Origin of the sequence: Sinorhizobium numidicum (genome assembly GCF_029892045.1) — a bacterium.
Lineage (GTDB): Bacteria > Pseudomonadota > Alphaproteobacteria > Rhizobiales > Rhizobiaceae > Sinorhizobium > Sinorhizobium numidicum.
Window position 1 is genome coordinate 394342 of the sequence record NZ_CP120367.1, and the last position, 25112, is coordinate 419453.

Annotated in this window: 24 protein-coding genes and 2 pseudogenes; 20 read left to right on the forward strand and 6 right to left on the reverse strand. The window is 59.1% G+C overall.

What is annotated here, in order from left to right; genetic code table 11:
* Positions 1 to 595: 595 nt before the first annotated feature.
* From PYH37_RS01825 to PYH37_RS01850, 6 genes are read left to right on the forward strand one after another with little or no spacing between them, the layout of a single operon-like run.
* Positions 596 to 1618, forward strand: coding sequence for a LacI family DNA-binding transcriptional regulator (locus tag PYH37_RS01825; protein ID WP_280731762.1), 1023 nt, complete (start codon positions 596 to 598; stop codon positions 1616 to 1618).
* 36 nt (positions 1619 to 1654) lie between these two features.
* Positions 1655 to 2605 carry an ABC transporter substrate-binding protein gene (locus PYH37_RS01830; protein ID WP_280731763.1) on the forward strand — a complete coding sequence of 317 codons (951 nt, stop codon included), beginning with the start codon at positions 1655 to 1657 and terminating at the stop codon, positions 2603 to 2605.
* Positions 2605 to 3408 (forward strand): ATP-binding cassette domain-containing protein, encoded by an 804-nt coding sequence (locus PYH37_RS01835; protein WP_280731764.1) that lies wholly within the window; start codon positions 2605 to 2607, stop codon positions 3406 to 3408. The genes PYH37_RS01830 and PYH37_RS01835 overlap by 1 nt, the downstream gene beginning before the upstream one ends.
* Entirely contained in the window at positions 3405 to 4409 is a 1005-nt protein-coding gene (locus tag PYH37_RS01840) for an ABC transporter permease (protein WP_280731765.1), read from the forward strand. Before PYH37_RS01835 ends, PYH37_RS01840 begins: the two co-directional genes overlap by 4 nt.
* A gap of 4 nt (positions 4410 to 4413) precedes the next feature.
* Positions 4414 to 5481 carry a phosphotriesterase family protein gene (locus PYH37_RS01845; RefSeq protein ID WP_280731766.1) on the forward strand — a complete coding sequence of 356 codons (1068 nt, stop codon included), beginning with the start codon at positions 4414 to 4416 and terminating at the stop codon, positions 5479 to 5481.
* A gap of 41 nt (positions 5482 to 5522) precedes the next feature.
* A complete protein-coding gene (locus PYH37_RS01850; RefSeq protein ID WP_280731767.1) occupies positions 5523 to 6290 on the forward strand; it encodes a glutamine amidotransferase in 768 nt (255 codons plus the stop codon).
* A 26-nt stretch (positions 6291 to 6316) separates the two neighbouring features.
* Here PYH37_RS01850 and PYH37_RS01855 read toward each other — a convergent pair whose 3' ends face one another.
* Complete coding sequence (locus tag PYH37_RS01855) at positions 6317 to 7216, reverse strand: ribokinase (RefSeq protein ID WP_280731768.1); 900 nt, start codon at positions 7214 to 7216, stop codon at positions 6317 to 6319.
* Positions 7217 to 7241: 25 nt separating this feature from the next.
* Between PYH37_RS01855 and PYH37_RS01860 the strand changes: the two genes are divergently transcribed.
* The 5 genes and pseudogenes from PYH37_RS01860 to PYH37_RS01885 all read left to right on the forward strand — a co-directional run.
* Positions 7242 to 8084, forward strand: a complete 843-nt coding sequence (locus PYH37_RS01860; protein ID WP_280731769.1) for a BtpA/SgcQ family protein — start codon at positions 7242 to 7244, stop codon at positions 8082 to 8084.
* A gap of 3 nt (positions 8085 to 8087) precedes the next feature.
* Positions 8088 to 8735 carry a TenA family protein gene (locus tag PYH37_RS01865; RefSeq protein WP_280731771.1) on the forward strand — a complete coding sequence of 216 codons (648 nt, stop codon included), beginning with the start codon at positions 8088 to 8090 and terminating at the stop codon, positions 8733 to 8735.
* Positions 8736 to 8874: 139 nt separating this feature from the next.
* Positions 8875 to 9417: a DUF1003 domain-containing protein gene (locus tag PYH37_RS01870; RefSeq protein WP_280732498.1), complete on the forward strand. Its 543-nt coding sequence runs from the start codon at positions 8875 to 8877 to the stop codon at positions 9415 to 9417.
* Between the two features lie 1209 nt (positions 9418 to 10626).
* Positions 10627 to 10836, forward strand: coding sequence for a CsbD family protein (locus PYH37_RS01880; protein ID WP_280731773.1), 210 nt, complete (start codon positions 10627 to 10629; stop codon positions 10834 to 10836).
* 546 nt (positions 10837 to 11382) lie between these two features.
* Positions 11383 to 11623, forward strand: a pseudogene (locus PYH37_RS01885) (non-homologous end-joining DNA ligase); the annotation flags it as partial.
* A 623-nt stretch (positions 11624 to 12246) separates the two neighbouring features.
* Here the strand turns inward: PYH37_RS01885 and PYH37_RS01890 are convergent.
* Positions 12247 to 12582, reverse strand: a complete 336-nt coding sequence (locus PYH37_RS01890; RefSeq protein ID WP_280731774.1) for an SRPBCC family protein — start codon at positions 12580 to 12582, stop codon at positions 12247 to 12249.
* A gap of 159 nt (positions 12583 to 12741) precedes the next feature.
* Positions 12742 to 12870 carry a hypothetical protein gene (locus tag PYH37_RS01895; RefSeq protein WP_280731775.1) on the reverse strand — a complete coding sequence of 43 codons (129 nt, stop codon included), beginning with the start codon at positions 12868 to 12870 and terminating at the stop codon, positions 12742 to 12744.
* Between the two features lie 184 nt (positions 12871 to 13054).
* Between PYH37_RS01895 and PYH37_RS01900 the strand changes: the two genes are divergently transcribed.
* Positions 13055 to 14530 carry an FAD-dependent oxidoreductase gene (locus PYH37_RS01900; RefSeq protein ID WP_425336066.1) on the forward strand — a complete coding sequence of 492 codons (1476 nt, stop codon included), beginning with the start codon at positions 13055 to 13057 and terminating at the stop codon, positions 14528 to 14530.
* Between the two features lie 194 nt (positions 14531 to 14724).
* Here PYH37_RS01900 and PYH37_RS01905 read toward each other — a convergent pair.
* A pseudogene (locus PYH37_RS01905) lies at positions 14725 to 14975 on the reverse strand (proline/glycine betaine ABC transporter permease); the annotation flags it as partial.
* A gap of 201 nt (positions 14976 to 15176) precedes the next feature.
* Positions 15177 to 16460, reverse strand: a complete 1284-nt coding sequence (locus tag PYH37_RS01910; RefSeq protein ID WP_280731777.1) for a pilus assembly protein TadG-related protein — start codon at positions 16458 to 16460, stop codon at positions 15177 to 15179.
* A gap of 204 nt (positions 16461 to 16664) precedes the next feature.
* On the opposite strand from PYH37_RS01910, the gene PYH37_RS01915 reads away from it, so the two are divergent.
* The 4 genes from PYH37_RS01915 to PYH37_RS01930 are packed head-to-tail and all read left to right on the forward strand — an operon-like array spanning position 16665 to position 20199.
* The gene (locus tag PYH37_RS01915) at positions 16665 to 17177 is read left to right on the forward strand and encodes an A24 family peptidase (RefSeq protein WP_280731778.1); all 513 of its coding nucleotides are present in this window, start codon (positions 16665 to 16667) and stop codon (positions 17175 to 17177) included.
* A 37-nt stretch (positions 17178 to 17214) separates the two neighbouring features.
* Positions 17215 to 18006, forward strand: a complete 792-nt coding sequence (gene cpaB / locus PYH37_RS01920; RefSeq protein ID WP_280731779.1) for a Flp pilus assembly protein CpaB — start codon at positions 17215 to 17217, stop codon at positions 18004 to 18006.
* A gap of 25 nt (positions 18007 to 18031) precedes the next feature.
* A complete protein-coding gene (locus tag PYH37_RS01925) occupies positions 18032 to 19777 on the forward strand; it encodes a TadE/TadG family type IV pilus assembly protein (RefSeq protein WP_280731780.1) in 1746 nt (581 codons plus the stop codon).
* Positions 19774 to 20199, forward strand: coding sequence for a TadE/TadG family type IV pilus assembly protein (locus tag PYH37_RS01930; RefSeq protein ID WP_280731781.1), 426 nt, complete (start codon positions 19774 to 19776; stop codon positions 20197 to 20199). The genes PYH37_RS01925 and PYH37_RS01930 overlap by 4 nt, the downstream gene beginning before the upstream one ends.
* A gap of 19 nt (positions 20200 to 20218) precedes the next feature.
* Here PYH37_RS01930 and PYH37_RS01935 read toward each other — a convergent pair whose 3' ends face one another.
* On the reverse strand, positions 20219 to 20719 hold the full coding sequence (locus PYH37_RS01935) for a pilus assembly protein N-terminal domain-containing protein (RefSeq protein ID WP_280731782.1): 501 nt from the start codon (positions 20717 to 20719) through the stop codon (positions 20219 to 20221).
* A 287-nt stretch (positions 20720 to 21006) separates the two neighbouring features.
* On the opposite strand from PYH37_RS01935, the gene PYH37_RS01940 reads away from it, so the two are divergent.
* From PYH37_RS01940 to PYH37_RS01955, 4 genes are all read left to right on the forward strand, one after another.
* Complete coding sequence (locus tag PYH37_RS01940) at positions 21007 to 21180, forward strand: Flp family type IVb pilin (protein WP_280731784.1); 174 nt, start codon at positions 21007 to 21009, stop codon at positions 21178 to 21180.
* An 87-nt stretch (positions 21181 to 21267) separates the two neighbouring features.
* Positions 21268 to 22698 carry a TadA family conjugal transfer-associated ATPase gene (locus tag PYH37_RS01945; protein ID WP_280731785.1) on the forward strand — a complete coding sequence of 477 codons (1431 nt, stop codon included), beginning with the start codon at positions 21268 to 21270 and terminating at the stop codon, positions 22696 to 22698.
* A 65-nt stretch (positions 22699 to 22763) separates the two neighbouring features.
* Positions 22764 to 23759, forward strand: coding sequence for a type II secretion system F family protein (locus PYH37_RS01950; protein WP_280731786.1), 996 nt, complete (start codon positions 22764 to 22766; stop codon positions 23757 to 23759).
* Between the two features lie 8 nt (positions 23760 to 23767).
* Positions 23768 to 24739 (forward strand): type II secretion system F family protein, encoded by a 972-nt coding sequence (locus tag PYH37_RS01955; protein WP_280731787.1) that lies wholly within the window; start codon positions 23768 to 23770, stop codon positions 24737 to 24739.
* The last annotated feature ends 373 nt before the right edge of the window (positions 24740 to 25112 follow it).

Below are 25112 nucleotides of genomic sequence, written 5' to 3' on the forward strand. Positions count from 1 at the left end.
GTGAGGAACCGGACGCCTTAGCCCGGTACTAGACTGGAACTCATTGAAAGCGCAGCGACTTCAGCACTACGAACTTTTCATAAAACAGAGAGTATTTAAGGCTCAACCTGAAGAAGATTGCAATTAACTAAATTAGTTGATGGTAGTAACACTCTCTCCCAGGCCCGGCAGCTGGCACGTTGCGAGGGGGAGGGTGCGGACCAAGGATCATTATCCTTTCACCGCGAACCACCGCCTCTTTATCATATCCTGCGAAGGCACGAAAGCCAGGCCGTTGCGGGTTGGCGCATGAACTCGCCGGGAAGGAAGAGCCAGAGCCCGAAATTGCTCATCAGAGGTTCTCATATCGTGATCAATGCGAAGAACCTGCGGCCTTTCGCCGTCGGGAGAAGCGCCAACTGGCCGATCTTACCGACCGTGTTCAGCTGGGCATTGTGGGTCTGATCGGGCTCGATAATTCTCTAGTTTTCGCGTGGTTTGGCCATCTTTGAAAAAAGGCAGATTGTGGCGCAAGGTTTACTTGACAAACGCCAGTGGCCGTATTTTCCTTTGTAAACCGCTTTACTAAACCGCTTTACAATAATTGGGGGAGCTGGTGGCGCGGGAACGAGCAACAAGTCTCAAGGATGTGGCGGCCGCCGCCGGGGTCTCCATCTCCACCGTATCGCGGCTTCTGAATGGATCTCTCGATCTGCCTGCCGAGACGAAGAAACGAATTGAGGATGCGATCCTTGACCTCAATTACCATCCGAACCCGCATGCGCGTCGGTTGAGCCGAGGACGGTCTGATACGATCGGCCTTGTCGTGCCGGATATCGCAAACCCCTTCTTTGCAACGCTCGTCGCAGCAGTCGAGGCGGAAGCCGACAAGCTCGGGCTCGCCGTGTCGCTCTATGCGACGCTGAACCGCCAGGGACGCGAGGTTGCTTACCTGCAACTCATCGAACGAAATCATGTCGACGGATTGATCTTCGTCACCAACCATCCGGACAACGGGCAATTGGCCGAGCTCATCAACCGCACCGGCAAGGTCGTCGTTGCCGATGAAGACGTTCCGGACGCGAACGCCCCGAAGCTCTTTTCCGACAACGAGCGCGGTGGTTATCTTGCCGGAAAGCATCTCGCCGAACACGGGCACCGGAACGTCCTCTTCATCGGGGGGGCTGAAGCTATGATCAGCTCACGCCGGCGCTTGGCGGGCTTGGAACGGGCGATGCGAGAGGCAGCCGACGGTTCGGCGAACATCTCGAAATATCACGGCGAATACACAATTGAATTCGGACGAGAAGCCGGACGACGTTTCCTGGCGGAGGGAAGGCCGCCGACCGCGATCTTTGCGAGTTCGGATGAGATTGCGATCGGTTTGATCGAGGTCTTGCGCGCGCAAGGTGTTTCGATACCCGAGGACGTTTCACTCGTCGGTTTCGACGATGTCGGGCCACTCCATCTCTTTGCCCCTCCGGTGACGGCTATCCGTCAGCCGGTCAGATCGATCGGACAGCGCGCCGTCGCTCTGCTCCTTGAAACGAATTGGCAGGAGAGCCCAGGCTCTTTTCGAGAAACGCTCCTACCGGTCGAAATCGTCGTGCGGAAATCCGTTGCACCGCCCGCGAGATAATAAACCGCAACGCAAAACCGTCAGAGGATAAGGAACATGACCTGGAATTTGAAACGCAGAACTCTTCTCGCCGGCCTTACCGCGCTAGCGTCCCTCGGCGCCGCTTTCTCTCCAGCATTCGCTGCGGAGAAAACTTTCGCGCTCGTGCAGATCAATCAGCAGGCGCTCTTCTTCAATCAGATGAACGAAGGCGCACAGAAAGCGGCCGATGCGGCGGGCGTGAAGCTGGTGATTTTCAATGCCAACAATGATCCGGCTGCTCAAAACAGCGCAATCGAGACCTATATTCAGCAAAAGGTCGACGGGATCGCGGTCGCAGCCATCGACGTGAACGGCATCATGCCGGCTGTCACGCAAGCCTCTGAGGCGGGCATTCCCGTCGTTGCAATCGATGCGATCCTGCCGGAGGGGCCGCAAAAGGCGCAGATCGGCGTCGATAATGCCAAGGCCGGCGCGGATATGGGCAAATTCTTCCTCGACTACATCAAGGCGAATGCCGACGGCAAAGCCAAACTTGGCATTGTCGGAGCGCTCAACTCCTTCATTCAGAACGTGCGCCAGGAAGGCTTCGAAAAGACCCTGAAGGGCGTCGACGGCGTCACCATCGCAGGCGTCGTCGACGGCCAGAACATTCAGGACAACGCCCTTGCCGCGGCCGAAAACCTCATCACCGGTAATCCGGACCTCACCGCCATCTACGCAACGGGCGAACCGGCATTGATGGGCGCTATCGCCGCAGTTGAAAGCCAGGGCAAGCAGGACAGCATCAAGGTCTTTGGTTGGGACCTGACCGCCCAGGCAATTGCCGGCATCGATGCGGGCTATGTGGCAGCAGTTATCCAGCAGGATCCCGCCGCCATGGGAGCCGCTGCCATCGATGCGCTGAAGAAGGTTTCTGAAGGTGGAAGCGTTGAGAAGAACATCGCCGTTCCGGTGACCATCGTCACTAAGGACAATGTCGAACCCTATCGCACGGTATTCAAGTGATGGTGGCAGATAGACAGCATTTTGAGGCTGTTGCCGGTGTCGGGGGGGCTTCGCCCTCCCGCGCTGGAAACAGCCCGCGCGTTTCCTTGAGAGGAATTCGCAAGAGCTTCGGCTCGCATCAGGCGCTGCGTGGTGTGGATCTCGATGTCTATCCGGGCGAATGCCTTGGTCTCGTCGGAGACAATGCGGCAGGCAAGTCGACGCTCACGAAGATCATTTCCGGGACCTATATCGCCGATGGTGGAACAATCACGCTCGAAGGCGAAGAGGTGCGGTTTTCCGGTCCCGCCGACGCGCGCAATCGCAATATCGAGATGGTCTTCCAGGATCTCAGCCTCTGTGACCACGTCGATGTCGTTGGCAATCTCTTTCTCGGACGTGAGATCAGCAAGGGTCCGTTTCTCGACACCAGGACGATGCTGGCGGAAGCCCGCAAAATGCTCGATGCGCTTGAAATCCGCATTCCGCGGCTGACCGCCAAGGTCGCGCAGCTCTCCGGCGGCCAGCGCCAGGCCATCGCCATTGCCCGTGCCGCGTCGTTCAATCCCAAGACCCTGATCATGGACGAGCCGACTTCCGCGCTGGCCGTGGCAGAAGTGGAGGCGGTCCTTTCGCTGATTAACCGGGTCAAGGCCAAAGGCGTCTCGGTGATCCTGATCACGCATAGGCTGCAGGATCTCTTTCGCGTCTGCGATCGGGTCGCCGTCATGTACGAAGGCACGAAAGTCGCCGAACGCGACATCGGTAACACCAACTTGGAAGACCTCGTCAAATTGATTGTCGGGGAGGGAGCCAAGCAATGACGACCTATACCGAACGTGCGAAAGGCTCGCCGGCCGCCGATTTCTTTACCGAACATGCGCAGGTCCTCTCGATCACCTTCTTCTTTCTTGCCTGCGTCGTGTTTTTCTCCGTCATGACCGATACGTTCATGACGCTCGGCAATATTCTAAACGTCATCCGCCAGGCGGCTCCAATCCTGATCGTTGCCGTCGCCATGACCTTCGTCATCATCACCGGCGGCATAGATCTTTCAGTCGGTTCTCAGGTCGCTCTCGTCAATGCGGTGGCCGCGATCATTCTCGCCATGGGCTACCCATGGCCGGTTGTTGTCCTTGCCATGCTTGCCTTCGGCGCCTTCCTCGGCCTCGTCCAGGGCTGGTTTACCGCCTATCAGGGAATCCCTGCCTTCATCGTGACGCTTGCCGGTCTTTCGATCCTGCGCGGTTTTGCGCTCTATCTGACCCAGGGCTATTCCATTCCGATCAAGGACGCTCCGGGCTTCTTTGCGCTCGGTCGCGGCGAATTGCTCGGTGTCCCGGTGCCGGCGCTGATCGCAGTCCTCGTCGCCGTTTTCGGCTACGTGGTGATCAAGTCGACCAAATACGGTCGGCAGGTGGTCGCTGTAGGCTCTAACATGGAAGCCGCACGGCGCGTCGGCATGCCGGCGAAATGGATCATCGCCTCGGTCTACCTGATTTCCGGGATCGCAAGCGCGCTCGCCGGGCTGTTGATTGCCGCGCGCCTCGGCTCCGGCTCGTCGAATGCTGCGGTCGGTTTCGAACTGCAGGTGATCGCGGCAGTCGTCTTGGGCGGCACCTCGTTGATGGGCGGACGCGGGACCATCTTGGGGACCGTACTCGGCACGCTCACGATCGCCGTCATTGGCAACGGTCTGATCCTGATGCACATCTCGCCCTTCTTCACCCAGATCGTCACCGGCGCCATCATCCTCATCGCGATTTGGCTGAACACTCGCATCTTCACCACCAACTTTCGGTTTGGCGCAGGAATGAAGAAGTAAGATCATGGGCAACGACCTGTCTGAAGCTCATGTACGTTCCGGTCAGGTGATGACGGTGACTGGACCCGTAGCTGCCGAAGAGCTCGGCGTCACACTGATGCATGAGCATATTCTCAATGATTGCCGCTGCTGGTGGCATCCGCCTAAGGCCAAGGAACGGCAATACCTCGCCGAGGGTTTCGTCTGCATGGAAATTCTTTGCGAACTTCGGCAGGACCCGTTCGTCAACAAGCACAACATCACCCTTGATGACGAGTCGTTGGCAATCGCCGAACTCAAGGCCTTCGCCTCGGAGGGAGGCCGGACCGTCGTTGAGCCGACCTGCAGGGGGATCGGGCGCAATCCGCTGGCGTTGCGACGCATTTCGGAAGAGACCGGCCTCAACATCGTGATGGGCGCCGGCTACTACCTTGGCTCTTCCCATCCGGCCAAGGTCGCCAAAATGACCGTCGACGAGATTGCCAACGAGATCGTTTGTGAGGCCATCGAAGGCGTTGACGGTAGCGACGTCAAAATTGGTCTAATCGGCGAGATCGGGGTTTCCGCCGACTTTACCGCGGACGAGGAGAAGTCGCTGCGCGGCGCGGCGCGAGCCCAGGTCAGAACCGGATTGCCGTTGATGGTCCATCTGCCTGGCTGGTTCCGCCTCGGCCACCGTGTGCTCGACATGGTCGCTGCGGAAGGTGCTGATCTGCGCCACACTGTGCTCTGCCATATGAACCCGTCCCACGACGATTTCGCCTATCAGAGTGAATTGGCTTCGCGCGGTGCGTTCATCGAATACGACATGATCGGCATGGATTTCTTCTATGCCGATCAGCAGGTCCAGTGCCCAAGCGACGAAGAAGCCGCGCGAGCCATCGTCAGGCTGGTCGAGGCCGGCCATCTCGAACGGATACTGCTGTCGCACGACGTGTTCTTGAAGATGATGCTGACGCATTACGGCGGTAACGGCTACGCCTATGTGCTGCGTCATTTCCTGCCGCGTCTGAAACGTCATGGGCTCGAGGAGCCGGTCCTCGATCGAATGATGCGGGGAAATCCCTGTTCGGTATTCCAAGCCGGGGCATGATCCGCCCCTTAATGCATAAGTTCAAGACAGACGGATAAGCGATGACAAAGAAAGTACTTCTCGTTGGTGAAAGCTGGGTCAGCTCCGCCACCCATTACAAGGGCTTCGACCAGTTCGGCAGCGTCACCTTTCATCTCGGCGCCGAGCCGCTTGTCAAGGCGCTCGAAGGCAGCGAGTTCGAGCTGACCTACATGACGGCGCATGAAGCGGTCGATAAATTCCCCTATGAGATGGCGGGCCTCGATGATTTCGATGCGATAATTCTGTCCGACATAGGTGCGAACTCGCTGCTGTTGCCGCCGGACGTATGGCTCCATTCCCGCACCGTGGCGAACCGGCTAAAGCTTATCAGGGCCTGGGTGGACAAGGGGGGCGCTCTGCTGATGGTCGGCGGCTACTTTTCCTTCCAGGGCATTGACGGCAAGGCTCGCTGGCGGCGCACGCCCGTTGAAGAGACGCTCCCGGTGACTTGCCTTCCCTATGACGACCGGGTGGAAATTCCCGAGGGCGCCGTTGCCGATATCGTAAAGCCGGATCACCCCGTAATGGCTGGACTTGGCGGCGAGTGGCCGGTGCTTCTCGGCGTCAACGAGGTGGAAGCGCGCGACGACGCCGATGTCATCGCCCGACTTCCAGCGGACCAGGGAGGTCATCCGCTGCTTGTTCTTGGCAACTATGGTAAGGGCCGCACCGCCGCCTGGACCTCCGATATCGGACCTCACTGGCTGTCGCCGGCATTCTGCGCATGGGAAGGCTATGGCAGGCTCTGGAAGAACATTCTCGGTTGGATGACTGAAAGCGCCCGCTGAGCGAGCAGCCCCGAGTTGGTCCTCGCTCAACGCGAGGCGAGAATCTTCGCAAGCTCGCTCGCGGTTGGAAAAGCCGAGCGCGTGCCGGGACGGCTTACGGTGATCGCGGCGGCGCGGGTCGCATGCTCGACTGCAGTGCGGTCGAGGCGGGTCGCCCGCAGTTTCGCCGAGGCAAGGGCGACTGCCATGAAGGTGTCGCCGGCGCCGGTCGTGTCCACGGTCTCGCAGGCGGCTGCAGGAACGCGAACGACGCCTTCGTCCGTCACGAGCATCGCGCCGTGGCTGCCGAACGTGAGAACGACTTCGCGAAGCCCGGCCGAAAGCAAGGTGCGAGCTGCACTTTCGCCACTCGTTCCGGTCAGCGCCAAGGCCTCTCCCTCGTTGAGAAAGGCGATGTCGATGAGCGGCCAGAGACTGGCGAAGAAGGAACGAAGGGGAGAGGGATTGAAGGCCGTCACCATGCTGCGCGCACGGGCCGCTTCAAGGACGCCACGGGTCGTTTTGTCCGTGAGATTGCCTTGCAGAATTGCGAGGTCGCCTGCTGCCGCATCGGCAAGCGCCGCCACGGCATCGGCAAGCGGGAGGTTCTGGGCGGCGTCCGTCGTCGTGACGTTCAGGTTCTCACCGTCGGGTGTCGTCAGCACGATCGAGAAATCGCTCGATCTGCCTGTAAGCGGAACGAGATGGCTTACCACCGGTTCCTCGGCGAGATGCTCGCGGATTATGTTTGCGCGAAAACCTTCACCGATGGCCGCAATGAGGCTGGTTGGAAGTCCGCAGCGCGCCATGACGACAGCCTGGTTCGCTCCCTTGCCACCAAGGTCACGGGATTGCTGCCGGCCGAGCACGGATGCTCCCGCAACCGGCATTTCCGACACGGCAATGGTCTCGTCGATGGTGACATTACCGATTACGTAAGCGTGCATGGACATACTTTCGAAAGGGAAAGAAATGCCGGAAATATCCGAAAAACCTTCAAGCGCCATAAGGGAAATATTCGGGACTGACAAGGTTCTGATCGGCATGATTCATTGCCCGGCTTTTCCCGGGGCCCCGCGTTATCGCGCTGCGGACATGTCGACGATTTATGACGCTTGCATGCGCGACGCCGAAGCTCTGATCGAAGGCGGCATGCACGGCCTCATCATCGAGAACCATGGCGATCTGCCCTTTTCCAAGCCGGAAGACATTGGCCACGAAACGGCAGCGTTCATGTCCGTGGTGACCGATCGCATCGCTCGCGCCACCGGTGTCCCGCTTGGTATCAACGTGCTTGCCAACGCACCAATTCCGGCCCTTGCAATCGCCATGGCCGGCGGTGCCAAATTCATACGCGTCAATCAGTGGGCAAATGCCTATGTCGCCAATGAAGGCCTTATGGAAGGCCGCGCCGGTGAGGCAATGCGATACCGGTCGATGCTGCGGGGTGAACACATCAAGATCTTTGCCGATAGTCACGTCAAACACGGTAGTCACGCGATCGTCGCTGACCGGTCGATCCAGGAACTGACCCGAGACCTTGCGTTTTTCGATGCCGACGGCGTGATCGCCACCGGGCAACGAACCGGTAACGCCGCCACCATCGAGGAGATTGAGGAAATCCGTTCGGCCACCCATCTGCCCCTCCTGGTTGGCTCGGGCGTCACGAAGGACAACATCCTCGAGATTCTCCAGCGCACGAACGGCGTCATCGTCGCCTCTTCGCTGAAGCACGGTGGTGTCTGGTGGAACGCCGTCGATATCGAGCGGGTCCGCGCCCTGCGCGCTGCCGCCGCACCTGTCCTGGAGGCATGAACCGTGGAGACAGAGACTCTTTCCGACCAGATCCTCCGCGAAAATGCCTCCGTTTTCGAAGCCATGGTGAACCATCGCTTCGTAGAGGATGTCAAGCGGAACGGCTTGAGCAATGAGACTTTCGAACGCTATCTCGTCTACGAGGGCGCTTTCGTCGATACTGCTATCTCAATCTTCGCTTATGGCGTGGCCAAGGCCGAGACGGTCGAACAGAAGCGATGGTTGGTTGGCGTGCTTGACGCCCTTGCCAATCAGCAGATTGCCTATTTCGAGAAGACTTTCGCCTTGCGCGGCATCAACCCTTCTGCCTTCGACCTGCAACTGCCCGAGGTCGAGGCGTTCCGAACCGGCATGCTAGAGATTGCGCGCGAAGGCACCTTCCTCGACATCGTCGCCGCCATGTTTGCGGCCGAGTGGATGTACTGGACCTGGTCGAAACAGGCTAAAGCCTCTGCGATCAGCGACCCGCTGCTTCGAGAATGGGTGGATATGCATACACATGAGGATTTCGCCGCCCAGGCCATGTGGCTGAGAGACCAGTTGGACGGGGCAGGCGAGACGTTGACGGCGAAAGAACGTGCGCGACTGAGCAGTGTCTTCGCTCGTGCGCAAGAGCTCGAGATTGAATTTCATGAGGCGCCATATCGCTGAGCCGCCGCTGCGCACCGGACGCAAGTCCTAAATTCCTGACCGGAACTTTGTAAGTCTTGGCGTGTTTGCACGCGAGGTGTAAACAAGAAAATTCCAGTCGCTGAACCGATCCTGGAAGCGCTGTATGCAAGTCTCGAGAATGCCACACAATGAGGAACACTCGGCCCGGCCACTTGGCGGCTCACGCAGGCTCGACCGCAACATCAACGCTATTTTGAAACGGCGCGAGGAGGCGGAACGAGAAAGAACGCTTCACGACAGGATTGCGGACGCCATTACCCATTTTGCCGGCTCGATGACGTTCATCTATCTACATCTGGCGGCGGTCGGCTTCTGGATTGCAGCAAACATCGGTTGGATCCCCGGCGTGCCGATTTTCGATCCAAGCTTTGTGATCCTCGCCATGGTTGCCTCGGTAGAGGCGATCTTCATCTCCACCTTCGTTCTCATCAGCCAAAATCGGATGGCGGAGAATGCCGACAAGCGCGCGGATCTCAACCTGCAAATATCGCTTCTCGCGGAGCAGGAGGCGACGCAGCTCCTAACGCTGGTCTCCGCGATAGCAGATCGTCTGCACGTAAAGACGGCGGTCGACTCCGAAGTCAGCGAACTCGCAACGGAAGTCACTCCGGAAGACGTGCTCGACCGGCTGGAGAAGCGGGGAGGGTCTGGCAACGACTAGACGCCATCGACCTTTGCTGCGATTGACCGGTTGACACGTAGGAATGCGTCGCGTTTATGTCGCGAGCATTAGAGATGACCATCCCCTCTCGGCACGGGACAGGGTTCTTACGTTGCGGCAGATGAAGACGTAAATCCCAATATATCGGATGAGCATCTTCGGTTCGCCCCCGAAGGAACGCTAGGCACAGCGTCTGAATCCCATCGCCGACTTCTTAGTGAGGGCCTCTAGCACTTCAGCTCTGGCTAAGCCTTCTTCCATCAAGCCAACCAGTGTGATCGCAGCCATGGTGGCTTCGGGGCTGTCTCGTTCGACATGCTGAATAACGCACCACTCGCGGAGGGCGTCGCGCATGAATGCAATGTCCTCTGGGAGGAAGTAAGATCGTCTGTTTGCCATGATCCTCACTCCCCAGAGAACATAGCTTCACGATAGGCTCACGATGTGTTTCAAGCAACAACATTCAGGGAGAAGGCTCTCGCCTTGGTCCGGTGTTTCACTGTACCTTCGGATGCCCTACCGGGTACCGCGATTTCCTCAAGCTGGAGATCGTCGCGTAGCTGCGCTCGATCGCCCGGTATCTCCATATCAATTCCACGGCGACGCATGAGACGATGGCGGCCGGATTGCTCTTGTGGGGCGTAGAAATAATGGTGAGCCTCTGAGGCGCCTGTCGCTTCAACACCAAGGTGACCGCGAGGGAACGCTCGCTTGCCTCTTTGCGGGCCACGGGGGCGCATCGTGTTAGTCCGCGGGATCGGCTGATAAAGACACGACACGTTCGGTTCAAACGGCACCGGGAAACACTTGCTGCTCTCTGATGTATGCGACCGCGGTAGCCTCGATCTCCTGGCATTCTTCCTCGGATCTTAGGAGGGCTTGGTCCTCTTTCTGTGCGGAACAACGAAGAGCGTCACGGTCCAGGCATGCGAGTTCGTAAGCCTCGCATAGCTTCATGAAGACAAGGTCGCGCATCATCCAAGGGCTGTGACGCAGCTCAGGGATCGCCAACAGCAATCTCGCCTTTCCTGCTTTCCTCACATCCATGTCCATCGCCCGCATTATTTGGCGAGCCGAACGGCACTCTTCAGAAAACGTTCCAAAAAAATGATAAAAATGCTGTAGAGCAACCACTTACGAGGAAAAAGTGAACCAAATGCGCCGTCACGAGTTGAGGTTACAGAGCGTTGAACCCCAGGAGGAAACGCAATGGATTGGAATCGCATCGAAGGGAACTGGAAGCAGGCCAAGGGCAAAATTAAGGAGCAGTGGGGCAAGCTCACTGACGATGACCTTGATGAGATCGCCGGCAACCGCGACCAGCTCGAAGGAAAAATTCAGGAACGCTACGGCATCGAGAAGGATCGCGTCCGGCGCGATATCGATGAGTGGTACGGCCGACAGTCCTGGGACTGGTGATCACCGGAATACGCACATGAAGTCCCGCTTTGGCGGGATCTCAAGGGATCTCCACAAGTCTACGTCTGTGCCTTTCCAGCAGCTCGACCGCCTCGGCTTGCAAGTCCAGGCACAGACCTTGGTATTCAAGCAATAGATCCTCCCGAGGTGGGTTTTCTTTCCGCAGCGCTTCAAGCTTCATAGCCACGACTGCGTAAGTCTCGCAAAGCGCGTCCAATTCAAGAGATTTAGCGATGCGAAGCTGTTCCCTGTGATGTGGCAGGGCAAGTGCAAGCCGGGCTCTACCATTGCGCATTAAGGACATTGCCATCGCTACCATCACAGTGCCCGCCATATAGCGGGCACTGCTGCGTCGGTTGGGGGACATAGGTGCCGCCCCGGGTGGAGCGACGCATGTTAATTCATGAGATGCTAAAATGTTCCGGATGCATCTTGTTGTTGTTGTTGTTGTTGTTGCTCCGAGAAACATGCCGCATCCCGCATGTCGTGAGAAGGATCTGACGAGCGCGGATAGGGCATTTTCGCGGACCATGCGTTGATAGGCCGATGGCCAGAGCATCCTCGAAAATGCCGCCTAATACTCAGTCGACCGGCCCGATGCCGAGCCGCATCGAGCCCTCCGATGCCATGCTCGTAGACAAACCACCGAAGGGTCCCGATTGGGCCTTTGAGGTAAAATGGCATGGCTACCATCTTGCCATGCATGTGGAGCCAGGCCGCGTGCGGGTCATCACACGCGGAGGCTGACTGGAGCGGTCGTTTTCCGGCGATTGTCGCGGAAGCGAGGTGGTACACTTAACACCGGCGTCGCGGTCACTTTGCGCCTGGTAATTGGCTATGTCCGCTCTTTGGTGCAAAGCCGCTGCACGGCACTTATGCGCCGAACGTCTCCTCGCCACCTTTCGCAGCGTCAAGCGGACAGCCGTTTCGGGCTAACAGCTGCCATCGAAGCCCGTGCTTTAATGCGATGGCGTTGAGGACGTCACTCCTCCGAGCGCACAAGTGATCCGATTTTGCACCAGCCTATCGAGCCATCCGGCTCCGCGTATTCCGAGCCGGGGCCGACTGGGGTATACCCAGATGAGCCGGAAACCGGCGCCGCCGTCACAGCGAGAGGTGGATATGGATATGTCTAACGAATCTTCCGCAGATGGGAAGATTGACGAATTCTTGTTATGGGGGTCAATTCGCTCGAGCTGCTATGTGTTGGTGGTGCTCGATACGGGGCCGCCACGAGCGAGTTTAAGCGCATCGAAGCAAACATTGAGGCGACATTCTTCAGGTGTCACGGGCCAAGCGATGCACAAGACCTCGCCGACCGCGTTCCATGACAACTGCATGGTTCCAACTGAAGAGAGGCTTTAGGATGAATGAAAGTCTGATCATCCAAGGCTTCGTGACCTTGACGATCTAGTCGTAGCGCACATTGCATTTCAAACCCTCAGGTTGCAACGTCCATCGACCGACGCCCTCGAGCTCGCCGCAAGCTCTCCCCTCGATGATGGACCGCGGTTCTATCCTGATCGTTTCCATTTCGAAAGCCAAGTCATAGGGTAAGGCAGTGGACCATTTCATCCAGCGGACGGCGCCGATGCCGAACTCGTCGCCTTCGCGCACAAGCGTAACCTGCTTTACCGAGGGCCACCAGTCCGGCCAGGTCTCGGGCGTGCTCAGCTCCCGCCAGACATCCTGAACCGAGGCGTCGATGGTCCATTTCGTAACAAGATGAAACTCGGTCGATGACATCGCAAATCCCTTCCGGCACGCGAACGAGATGCATGACGCTGCTGTTTTCGTCGATAGCTTCATCCTGACTTCATGAGCTCACTTGATGCAGCCTGATGGCCGATAAAGCGTCGGGAGATGGGCCTGTTGTAGTCAGGGCAAACTCGGCCGCATCTGATTTTACTGTTCCTCGCCAAGCGCCAGCACGAGCGCTTGGGAGCCGGAATCTATATCATCGACATCCCAGGCGGCGATATCGGATATGGCAGCCGTCCTTGCCATCATGTTCGACGTGAACGTCAACACCAAGATGGAGCGAATCCGACTGGCCTCCAGGACGTTGTTTGAAGATCTGTGCGCAGGGTGATGTACGGAGGCTGACGAGGCTCGGACGTCGCGCCTGGGCTTCCCCTGCGAAGGGGGCGCCCAGGCCGGAACATTCCCGAACCGCTGTGGTTATCGAAATCACATGGACGCGAAGAACGCCGCTAGAATGGTCAACTTACCAGGAAATTGCGGAAGCTGCTGGGTGGCCTCCGCCGATCCGACTGGGTATACCCCGCTCGACGCCTCCATCCACGCCGAAACGGTCGTTGTCGGAGGCGGCATTGTCGGGCTTACCACGGCACTCCGCCTTCGCGAGACCGGACGTCCGGTTATCCTTGTCGAGGCGCTTGAGATTGGCCGACAGGTGACCGGCCGCTCGACGGCGAAAATCACGACCCAGCACGCGTTGATCTATCGCCATCTGATCGACACCTGCGGTCTCCCGACGGCGCGCAGCTATGCCGAGGCGAATTCGGCAATTCCCGCGCTGATCAAGGATTGGACGCGGGAATATGCGATCGCCTGCGATCTGGAACGCAAGGATGCATATACCTACGCCACGAGCGCGGAAGGACGCGATAAGATTGTGGCCGAGGCAAAAGCTGCGCGCGAAGCGAGGTTGCAGGCGGAGGTGCTCGATCGCGCGCCGCTTCCCTTCGAGACGACAGGCGCGCTATGCTTTGCCGACCAGGCGCAATTCAATCCGGCGAAATATCTTGTCGGGCTGGCGCGCGCCGTAGCGGATCGCGGCGGGCGCATATTCGAAAAAAGCCGCGCGGTCCTGATAGGCGAGGCGGGCCGGTGGCGCGTCGTTACCGCTGGTGGGACAGTTCACGCGGAAAACGTGGTTGTGGCGACCAACATAACGGTCAAGAGTCCAGTCGGGATGGCGAACCGCACACAGCCGCGATGCCATACCGCACTGGCCTTCCGCGTCGATGATCCGCTGGTCGTCGACGGCATGTTCATCAGCACCGACGATCCGATGCACTCGATAAGAACGGGCCGGGATAACACGGGTCCGCTGCTTGTCACACTGGGTCCGAAATTCAACACCGGCCAAGATGGGAACGTCGCGGCGCGGTTCGTCGAGTTGGAGGAATGGGCACGGAGAAACCTGCCCGTCGGGAACGTCGCCTGGCGGTGGTGCAACGAGGACTACGACACGGCGGATCGCATACCCTATGTCGGCGAACCCGATACCGATAAGGCTCCGGGCTTTTACATCGCCACCGGATTCAACGCGTGGGGCATCAGCAACGGGACCGCGGCTGGCATGATGATCGCGGACATGATCCAGGGTCGGCCCAGTCCATGGCGGAGCCTTTATGACCCGACGCGGTCCTATCCGAAGGAATTTCACAAGAATGGCGACAGCCAATCGATCGTCCGGAGCACGAACGACATCCGGCCCGGCGAGGGTGGGGTGATTTCAAGAGGCGACGAGAGGATCGCCGTCTGTCGGGATACCGATGGGACACTGCATGCCGTTTCCGCGACCTGCACCCATAAGGGCTGCACAGTCACGTGGAACAATGCCGATTGCACCTGGGATTGCCCCTGCCATGGTTCGATCTTTGCGTCCAATGGGGCGGTGATACATGGCCCAGCGCGAAAACCGCTTGTACCGGTGGAACTGTGAAGCAGCCTGCGAGAGCAGGTAAACGCTTCCGACTGCTCACTGCTACTTTTGCGAGCCGACAGCCTTCAGGCCGGCTGACCCGACCATGTGTTGCCTATCGGTACGCCCGTCACAGCGCGCAGCCATCGCGTAAATCTCGCGTAGTTCCCCAACCATCGATGGACCTTCGAAATACCACCGTGAGGGGGCCCTTGTACATTAGGCACCGGGTTCACCAGCCGCTGCAGTCGGTCGGAACGGCACATCAGGATTCCGATCGGAATACCGATCGCGATTGACAGAATGGTGCAGACGAAGATTCTCGGGACCGTCCGCATCGTCTCGTCTCACATGCCGAGCTACCCAATGGCCAGCAGGGTCACAAGGCAGCTCAACACCACCTTCCAGCTCCTGCTCGGACCCAGGCAATCCCCAGCACGATGAGCGTGATGATAGGCCAGGGCGTGAACTCGCAATGGAAGTCACTCCGACGCGAACGCTATTCTAACCGCGTCCCTGCTGCCAAACTGGCGGCCAAGTACACACCGGGATGACCAGACGAAGGAGTGCCGAGCGGGGGGCCCCGGTTTGTGGCGATCGCGACCATCGTGCCAAAAAAATCACGACATTGCCCACCAATGTTCCGCCAATGAATACACCGTCTGCGCTATTCGATGAGGGACACTGTCCGGCCGACGACGATCTCGTCCGTCGGCGAGGCGCAGGTTTCCATGGTCGCGTTGCCGGTGAATGTGACCTGGTCCGCAACAATTTGCGTGCACCCGCCACTGACCGTGGAGTTTCCGGTAAAGTCGACGCGTCCTGTCGGCACGTAGAGGCTTCCCTCCAATCTCGACTCCGAGTTGCCCGTCACCTGATGGACCACACCCGTATCATGCCGGCTGCCGAAGAAGAGCAGGCCGGCATATGGACCGCTGGTCGGCGCGGTTAGATCGATGTTGCCGTTGCCGAGCAATTTCGCTGCCGCCGAATTGGCAAAAAAGAAAGTGACTCCTTCACCCGAGAGCTTTGCCCCTGCGGTCACCGTGAAATCGCCGCCGTCAATGATGTAGAGCCCCGGCTTCAAAACAATCATTCCCTTGATCTCAAGCCCGCCGCAGAACCGGATTGCCTCAAGCCCGTTCGCGAGCCGGTCGAACGAATAGGTAGAATTCGAGACATAGTCGAGTGTCCGGCAGGGAAGCTGTTGAATGTGCAGCTTCTCTGGCTCGGCGACGGATGCGAAAGGATCCGCTGTCGGCGGCGCGCGTTCGACAGGCTCAGTGCACCCGGTAAGCGTGAGCCCTGTCGTCGTGACGGCTTCGCCGACCGTGTAGACGCAATCGGTCGACATCATAGCGCTGCCGTTCTTCATCAAAAAGGCGTCCGCCGCGCTTGAATTCGAGACCACGCTGCAGCCTGACAAACGAACTTCTGTCGAGCCGGTCACAGTCACGGCGCCGGATGCCGAACTCGACAGAGCAAGCACGCAGGCTTTGGAGCCCCCCTTGACCTCGGCAACTGCACGTGCCCCGAGCACCATGGGCTCGCTGGAAAAAATGGACGAAAACAGGCGCTGATGCGTCTCGCTCAGTTGGACGGTTATCTTTGAACTTCCCGCCGCGCCGGACTGGGTGCTGACGGTCAAGCTGCCGGGCGAATAACCAGAAGCGCCCGCAATCCTACCCGCCGTGGTCTCTAGAGCAGACTGCTGATCACCCGCGCGATGGCGCACGGCGGCCGCATGTGCGGAGACGTCCGCCGCATGTTGCAGCTTACGCTGTTTCAGATACCAGTAGCCCGTTTCAGCGCCGAGACCCAAAGCGCCAACCAGGACGGGGAAGATGATCGCGGCGATCACGGCCACAGCGCCACGCTCGTCCTGAAGCATTCGACGCGGTAGACCGCGTTGCCGGGGAGATGGTTTTTGGGCGCCGGGAGTTTCGCTCATTCGGATGTCCTGAATCCTATGTTTCAGCCCGCACGATATATCCCGGCTCTATGAGGCTTGCGATTCGGCCGGGTGGCCTAGTCCAGGCAGCGAGTCTCATCCGCTCGTCTAGGCCATCAGGTCGAATGGCGATTTCGCGGTTGAGACGGCACATTTGGGCGGAATAAAACCGCCCCCGCAGGGCCTCCTCGAAAGGCACCAGAGATGATTTCGACATCTGCCGCTTGGCTCGCATTCTTCCTATTTGCCGGAATGATGACTTTTGCGGGCATCAGGGACGTGGCGACGATGACGATACCGAACCGCCTGGTGGGCGCACTGGCGATCGCCTATGCGATCCTTGCGCCTGTTGCCGGTGCCGATCTCGTAACGATCTCGTCGAGCATTCTCATTGCCTCCGCCGTGCTGGTCTGCACCTTCACGTTTTTCGCCTTCGGCTGGATAGGTGGCGGTGACGCAAAGCTGCTTCCTGTGGCAGTGCTCTGGCTCGGAGCTGACCTTGCTCTCCATTTCGTCATCTACGCTTCCGTGTTCGGCGCGGCCCTGACGCTTGCGCTGCTCCAGTTTCGCAAGATCCCTCTGCCGATCGTCCTGAAAAGAACCGCCTGGTCCAACCGGCTGTATGCACCCGAGACGGGCATTCCGTACGGCGCGGCGATGGCGCCGGCGGCACTGCTGCTGCTCCCGGAGAGCCACTGGTTCTCCGCCCTCATCTGATGCCGCCAACACCTAAGACAACACCACGAGGTAAGTCATGATCCGCGTCATTATTCTCTTGCTCGCGCTTGCATCCGGCGGCGCCGCCTCCTGGCTGGCGCTCGGCTCCTCCGACGAGCCGACTGTCGCGGCCGCGGAAGTTCAGAAGGCGCCCGCACATGAGGTGCTCATTGCTGCTTCCGAGCTTGCCCGTGGATCTGTTCTCGAGGAAGCGCACATGCGCTGGCAGCCATGGGAAGGCGACATTCCCCCTGTGTTCATCAGCCGTGGATCGCGGCCGGACGCGATCGCGGCACTCAAAGGCATGCTCGCCCAAAGCAGGTTCGTCGCGGGAGAACCGATCCGTGAAGACAAGCTTGCACAGCGTGGTGCCGGTTTTCTCTCCAGTATGCTGCCTTCCGGGAAACGGGCGATCGCGGTTCGCGTGACGGCGGAAAGCACGGCCGGAGGTTTCATTCTGCCCAATGACCATGTCGACGTCATCCACACCGTTGCCCGCCCGGACTCCTCGGGCAAGGAGGGCAAGGTCTTAAGCCGCGCGATCCTCTCCAACATTCGGGTGCTCGCGGTCGATCAGACGGTGTCGGAAGGAGCTGATGGCACCTCTGTCGTTGGAAAAACCGCGACACTCGAGGCGGATCCGGAACAGATCGCAATCATTGCCGCTGCGGAGGCCTCCGGTACCGTTTCACTCGCGCTTCGTGCGGTCGCGGACAACCATGAAGCACCGGTTGTCGAACACGAGGGAAACCGGAGGGGCGTCGTACGCATTGTCAGTGGTGGGCGCTTGTCGACGGTCGAAGTCCCGTCCCGCTCCGATGGCAGTTGATCGATTTTACGGAAATATCAGATAAATGAAACAGCTCGGCAACGAAAAACAAGACGCATCAAAGGCAACGGTCGCACCGCCGCTTTTGCCGATCCCGAAGGTCGACATCGCCGTCTTCTGCAATTCAGAGGAGGTGGGGGAGGCCATTCGAACTGCGGCGATCGATCGTCGCATGTCGCGAGCGACAGTGACGGTGAAGGCGGGTGGAATAAAGGAAGCGACTTCGCTTTACGGCGGCGTCACCTCGCCGAACCTCGTCGTGGTGGAGAACAGCGACGATGAGGTTCGCCTGATGAGCGCGCTCGAGGCGCTGGCGATTGAGTGTGTCACGGGCACCAAAGTCATCGTCATCGGCTGTTCAAACGACGTTGGGCTCTACAAAAAGCTTCTGGACGCCGGCGTGAGTGATTATCTCGTCAGGCCGCTCGAGCCGATGGATTTCGTCGCTGCCGTGCATCGCTGCTTCCGGGATTCGACGGAAGAGAAGCTTGGACGCATCGTCGCCTTCGTCGGCGCCAAGGGCGGAACTGGCTCCTCGACGCTCGCGCACAATGTGGCGCTGGCGATGTCAAAGCGCGTCGATGCCGATGTGTTGGTGGCCGACCTTGACCTTCAGTACGGAACACTAGGCCTGAATTTCGACGTGGAAGGGCCGCAAGGCATATCGGCCGTGCTCGATAGCCCGGATCGCCTCGACGACGTGCTCTTGCGGCGTTTGGCTGTGCCCTACACGGAACGGCTGCATCTTCTACCGGCGACCGCCGACCTCGACCGTTTTTACAATCTGAGGGAAGAACATGTCGATCATCTCCTGGATGTCGCCCGCTCGAGTTCCTGGCATATCGTGGTCGATTTGCCTCACATTTGGACGCCGTGGACGAAGAAGATGCTGCTCGAAGCCGACGAGATCGTGGTAACCGCGACGCCGGATCTTGCAAGCATGCGCAATGCGAAGAACCTCATCGACTTCTTGAAAAAGGCAAGACCGAACGACCCGCCGCCACGACTTGTGCTGAACAAGGTCGGGACCCCGAAACTCTCAGAGATCAAGGCAAAGGATTTCGTAGCGGCAGTCGGACTCGAAGAGAACGTAACAATTTCCTTCGATCCGCAACTGTTTGGAAAAGCCGCCAACAACGGGCAACTCGTCATCGAAACGGCTCCGGATTCACCGGCGGGCAAGGCCATGGTTTCGCTTGCATGGCGGGTTGGCGGAACGAGGGAGAGACGAATCCGGCAAAAAGGCTTCCGGGCATGGGCGCAGAAGCTCTTGAAGGTCGGGAAGCCCAAGGCTCCGTCAGGCCTCCAAAAGAAGGTGAGCGAGCTGAAGAATTCCGAAGCTGGCGTTTCTGCCGTGGAATTTGCGCTGATTGCTCCGGTGCTCGCTCTTAGTCTCGTGGCTATGGCAGATGTCGGCCTGGCGATCTACGAGCGGATGACGATCGACCATGTCCTTCGGGCCGGCGCACAGGCCGCCATGGCTGATCCCGGCCCGACACAGATTGATAAGGTGCTGCAGTCGACGCTCGCTCAAAGCGCAAGACCGGCCAATGTCACGCTGGCGCCGGTCACGCGCTACTGCGCCTGTCCGGAAAATGCCGATGTCAAGCCTGACGCAGCACCCACATGCGGAACGACGCCCTGCGCGAGTGCGGCCCCGCAATTGGTATATTATCGCCTGGCGGCCGTGAAATCCTATCAGCCAATGTCGCTGCCGGAGGTGCTTCCGGCCTTTCAGCTCAGTTCCGCGATACAGGTGCAGGTCCGATGACGGTTTTGCTCCGCGGCTTCCGTCGGTACTGGCGCAGCCAGTCGGGCGCAACGGCGACTGAATTCGCACTCGTATGTTTTCCCTTGCTCCTGCTCGTTCTCGGGATCATCGAGTTCGGTCGCGCCCTTTATGTGCAAAACGACTTATCTTACGCAGCCGACATAGCCGCTCGAAAGGTCCTTATAGGGCAAATCGCGCGTGACGCCCCCGACAGCGAAGCGCAAGCAAAGCTGGAAAGTGCCGTACGCGACAATTTCGACAGCGGTGATCGGCTGCTGCTCCAAATTTCTGTCGCAAAGGAAATGGTGGACGGGATTCCGTTTCGCGTGCTGTCAGTCCGCTATCCGTTCACTTTTTTCATCCCCGGACTAGCGGAAGGCCCGATCAGCCTCGAACTGTCGCGGCGAATCCCGATCGGATGATGCTTTTTTGCCAAGATGGTCATGGCTCGCCACCGCCCGTTGAACTATCGCCTTCGCTGGCTTGCGGCGGGGCCGCCGGTGGACGCAGATTTTCTTCCCCGGACGCTATCGGATCGCAGCTCCTAGAGCAGCTATAGGTCGCACGTCCATTGCTCTGATGCACGGTGATCAAACGGCCGCCAGCGGCGAGCACCTCGAGGACAACATTGGCGATCTCGGCGCCTTCAGCGTCCATCACGATCAGGTTCGTGGATCCTGGCGTCTTGCCGGTCAGAATAACCGTTTTGTCGTCGCTGAGCGTCGCCTGAGCGATTGCCGCGTTACCGACAATGACTGTGTTCGCAGGTCGAGGAAGGATCAGCGGTCTTGCAAAGTCGACGATGACGTTGACCACGCCTTCTCTTTGGCGCGCCGGGCCCTGTGCAATCGCGAAGCCTGGGGCATTTTCCTCAGCTCGAACCGCACTGACGGCGGCGCACACCGCCAAGGCGAGAACTGCCCCTTTGACGCCGATGCGCATTCGACCACTCCGAGTTGTTGCGGATCCAGTGTGTACGGACGGCGTGTCTCATCCGTTCCGGTTAATCAACAAGAGCATACCACAAGTCGCGGCGTGGACGATCGGACTAGGCCAACAGGCTAATCCTATCCGGAAGGGGTATCGGCCATCAGGCTGAATGGATCAAAAGGGTTAATAAAGTCTATATGAAGGCCACACAGCACACGGGAAGCGAGCAACACACCGACCCGCCTGTGATGCCGATCCTGCTTGGTGTCGGCATAACCTGAACCCAAAGGATCGAAACCATGAAAAATCTTGTTACCCGCTTTTTCCGCAACGAATCCGGTGCAACCGCCATCGAATACAGCCTGATCGCCGGTTTGATCGCAGTTGGCATCATTACGGCTGCGGGCGCTGTCGGTACCGATATTTCCGGCCTGTTCGGAAGAATCTCTGCGAAGCTAAAGTTGGCTGTCTAATCCGCTGCAAGATTGCGGAGGATCCCCTCCGCAATCTTATTCGCCGCCCGGAAAGTAGCCTGACATACGGTAGGCAAGGTGAAGTCGATGTTCGGCAAGAAATCCATATTGGAAGAAAAGCCTCTTGAAACTGCTGCCGAGCCGCAGCCGGCAATGGAGCCGAAAACCGCCCCCGTAGTGATCCAGCCGCAGAAGATTGCCGAAGTGTCAACGGCCGCAAAGCCTGAAAGGGCAGAGCAATATTACAGCCTGAAGAAGGAAATCTTCAGCGCGCTCATCGCCACCATCGACGTTGCCGCACTCTCGATCATGGACGGCGAGCAGGCGCGCAAGGAAATTGGTGCGATCATCAACGATATCGTCGCGGCCAAGAAGGCCGGCATTTCCATGGCCGAGCAGAACGACCTTCTCTCCGACATCTGCAACGACATTCTAGGTTATGGCCCTCTCGAACCCCTGCTTGCCCGCGACGACATCGCCGACATCATGGTGAATGGCGCAAACCACGTCTTCATCGAGGTGGGCGGAAAAGTGCAGGAAACGGGAGTCCGCTTCCGTGACAACGAGCAGCTCTTGAACATCTGCCAACGCATCGTCAGCCAGGTCGGCCGGCGCGTCGATGAATCGAGCCCGATTTGTGACGCCCGCCTGGCCGATGGCTCGCGTGTCAACGTCATCGCGCCTCCGCTGGCGATCGACGGGCCTAGCCTGACGATCCGCAAGTTCAAGAAGGAGAAGCTGAACCTCGATCAGCTGGTGCGGTTCGGCTCGATTTCGCCGGAGGGTGCCGAGATCCTCAAGATCATTGGCCGCGTACGCTGCAATGTACTCATTTCAGGCGGCACGGGCTCCGGCAAAACGACGCTATTGAACTGCCTCACGGGATATATCGACCACGGCGAGCGCATCATCACCTGCGAAGACGCCGCAGAGCTTCAGCTGCAACAGCCGCATGTCGTACGCCTCGAGACCCGGCCGCCGAATATCGAAGGGCAAGGTGAAATCACAATGCGCAGCTTGGTCAAGAACTGCCTGCGCATGCGGCCGGAGCGGATCATCGTCGGCGAGGTGCGTGGGCCGGAGGCCTTCGACTTGCTGCAGGCGATGAACACTGGCCATGACGGTTCGATGGGGACGCTCCACGCCAACTCGCCGCGCGAGGCGATCTCGCGCATTGAGGCGATGATCACGATGGGCGGGCATTCGCTGCCGGGCAAGGCTATCCGCGAGATGCTCGTTTCATCGGTCGACGTGATCGTTCAGGCGGCGCGCCTGCGCGATGGTTCTCGCCGCATCACTCACATCACTGAAGTCCTCGGTATGGAAGGTGATGTCGTGACGACACAGGATCTCTTCGTCTACGACCTCCTCGGAGAGGATTCGAAGGGCAACATCATCGGACGACATCGTTCCACCGGCATTGGTCGCCCGGCCTTTTGGGACCGCGCGCGCTACTACGGCGAAGAAGCGCGGCTGGCTGCCGCTCTTGACGCCGCGGAGACAAAGGTCGCGGCCTAGCGCACCCCTGCTTTCAAGTGAAATCACCGGACCTCCACGCCGCATCCTGACACAGGTAGAATGCAATGCTGAGTTCTTCACTGCTTCCCGTGTTCGTGTTCCTTCTGGCATCGACATCAGTTGGCGGCGCGCTGCTTGCTGTCTTCTATCCACGAGCTGCCAAAGCCAGCCCCTACCGGCAAAGGTTCGAGCGCGTCGCAGCGCGCACCGAAAGCAAGCCGAAGAGTGATGAGGAGGGGCGTGACCGCCGTCGTTCGGTGGAAAAGACGCTGCGCGAGATAGAAGACAAGCAAAAGGCAAATACCCGGCAGGGGAGCAAGCCGCGGCTGAGCGTTAGGCTCCGTCAGGCCGGCCTCGGCTGGTCGCTCCGGACTTACTGTCTCGCTTGCGCAGGCGCCGGGTTGGCAACCTACGCCGTTACGCTGCTTCTGGGGCTTGGAACGTTCGCCACGCTAGGCTTTGCCATCGCGGGCGCATTGCTTCTGCCGTATATCTATGTGAACGCGAAGCGCAAGGCACGCTTCAAGCGCTTCGGCGCCGAGTTTCCGAACGCGGTCGATGTGATCGTACGAGGGCTCAAGGCAGGTTTGCCGATGACGGATTGCCTGAGGGTGATTGCGGCGGAAGCGCAAGAGCCGGTCAAAGGCGAGTTCGTCACCATTGCTCAGGACCAGACGCTGGGCATTCCGGTCGACGAGGCCGTGCAGCGCATGTGTGAACGTATACCGCTGCCGGAGGCAAATTTCTTCGCCATCGTTATCGCAATTCAAAGCCGCACCGGTGGCAGCCTCGCCGAAGCGCTTGGAAATCTGTCGAAGGTGCTCCGGGAGCGCAAGAAAATGGCGGGCAAGATCAAGGCCATGAGCGCGGAGGCGAAGTCCTCCGCTGGCATCATCGGCGCTTTGCCGTTCTTTGTCGCCGGTGCCGTGTACCTCACGAGCCCCGATTACATTGCGCTTCTCTTCACGACGCTGATCGGAAAGATCGTTCTTGGCGGCTGCGCCCTATGGATGAGCATCGGCACGTTCATCATGCGCAAAATGATCAACTTCGATTTCTGAGAAACAACATGAACCTCGGCGCCTACATTCCTGATGCGGATCAGCTTTCAGCCATGATGGCCGGCTTTGCCGTCTTTTCCGCCGTCGTTGCCGTTTCTTGGCCCTACATCTTCCGCAACACGCTGGCGGAGCGCATGGCCAAGGTGGAGACCGAGCGCGAGCGCATTCGCCAGCGCGAGCGCAGCCGACTCAATGCAGAGAAGCGCAACGTATCGCTCCGCGTCGAGCCCAAGCGTCTGTTCCAGGCGATCGTGGATCGCTTCAACCTCGCCAAGCAGGCCGAGGACGGCGAAATCATCCACAAATTGCAGATGGCCGGCTATCGCGGCCAAGCACCCGTGACGAGCTTTCTCGCGGTGCGCCTGATAGCTCCCCTTGTGATCTTCGTCGCCTGTCTGGTCTATATTCTGCTCGTTGTCAGGCCGGAGGCGCCGTTGTTGGGCGTAACGGCAATTGCAGCCGCGCTTGGTTCGCTCGGATATTTTGCACCGGCGATATTCGTCAGGAACAGAATCACGAAGCGCCAGAAGGCGATCCGCCGCTCGTGGCCGGAGGCGCTGGACCTTCTGTTGATCACCGTCGAGGCCGGCATGGGCATTGAAAGTGCCTTCCGTAAGGTGGGCGAGGAAATTGGTGCACAATCGCCGGAAATCGCGGAGGAAATGCTGCTGACGACGGCGGAGCTTTCCTATCTCCAGGACCGACGCCAGGCCTACGAAAACCTGGGACGCAGGACTGGCGTCGAGGGTGTTCGCGCGGTCGTTACCAGCCTCATTCAGGCAGAGAAATATGGCACGCCTCTCGGCCAGGCGCTCCGCGTAATGGCGCAAGAGAACCGCGATATGCGCATGAGCGAGGCGGAGAAGAAGGCAGCTGGCCTCCCACCCAAGCTGACCGTACCGATGATCCTGTTCTTCCTGCCCGTCCTCTTCGCGGTGATCATAACGCCCGCGGCTATTCAGATCGCGGGCGTTCAATAAGCTGGCGCGGTGCGCGGGCCGCGCGTGGATTTCTAACACGCGGCGCCGCAAACTTAAAAGGCGCGAATGCGAGCCCTGACAGGATCAGCCCCTCGACGCCTTGTCGCTGCGCAAAAGCGGACTCTCGCAGCAGCCCGTCCAAATTGGTCTTGACATAAATACGCTCGCACATTGGCCCTCCTCCAGCTTGGCAAGGGTATCGCCGTCGCCAGGAAACCAAGCAGTTCAAGCGGATTTTCCGGGGTTCTTTGGTCGCGACTTACCGCGAGAAGATCTGTTCTCTTCATCGTTATCGGACCGCCGCTGACGCCGAGCGTCGCTGCCGGTACATAGCCCTAAGGGTATATGGCGGCATATTAGGTTGTGCTGTAGA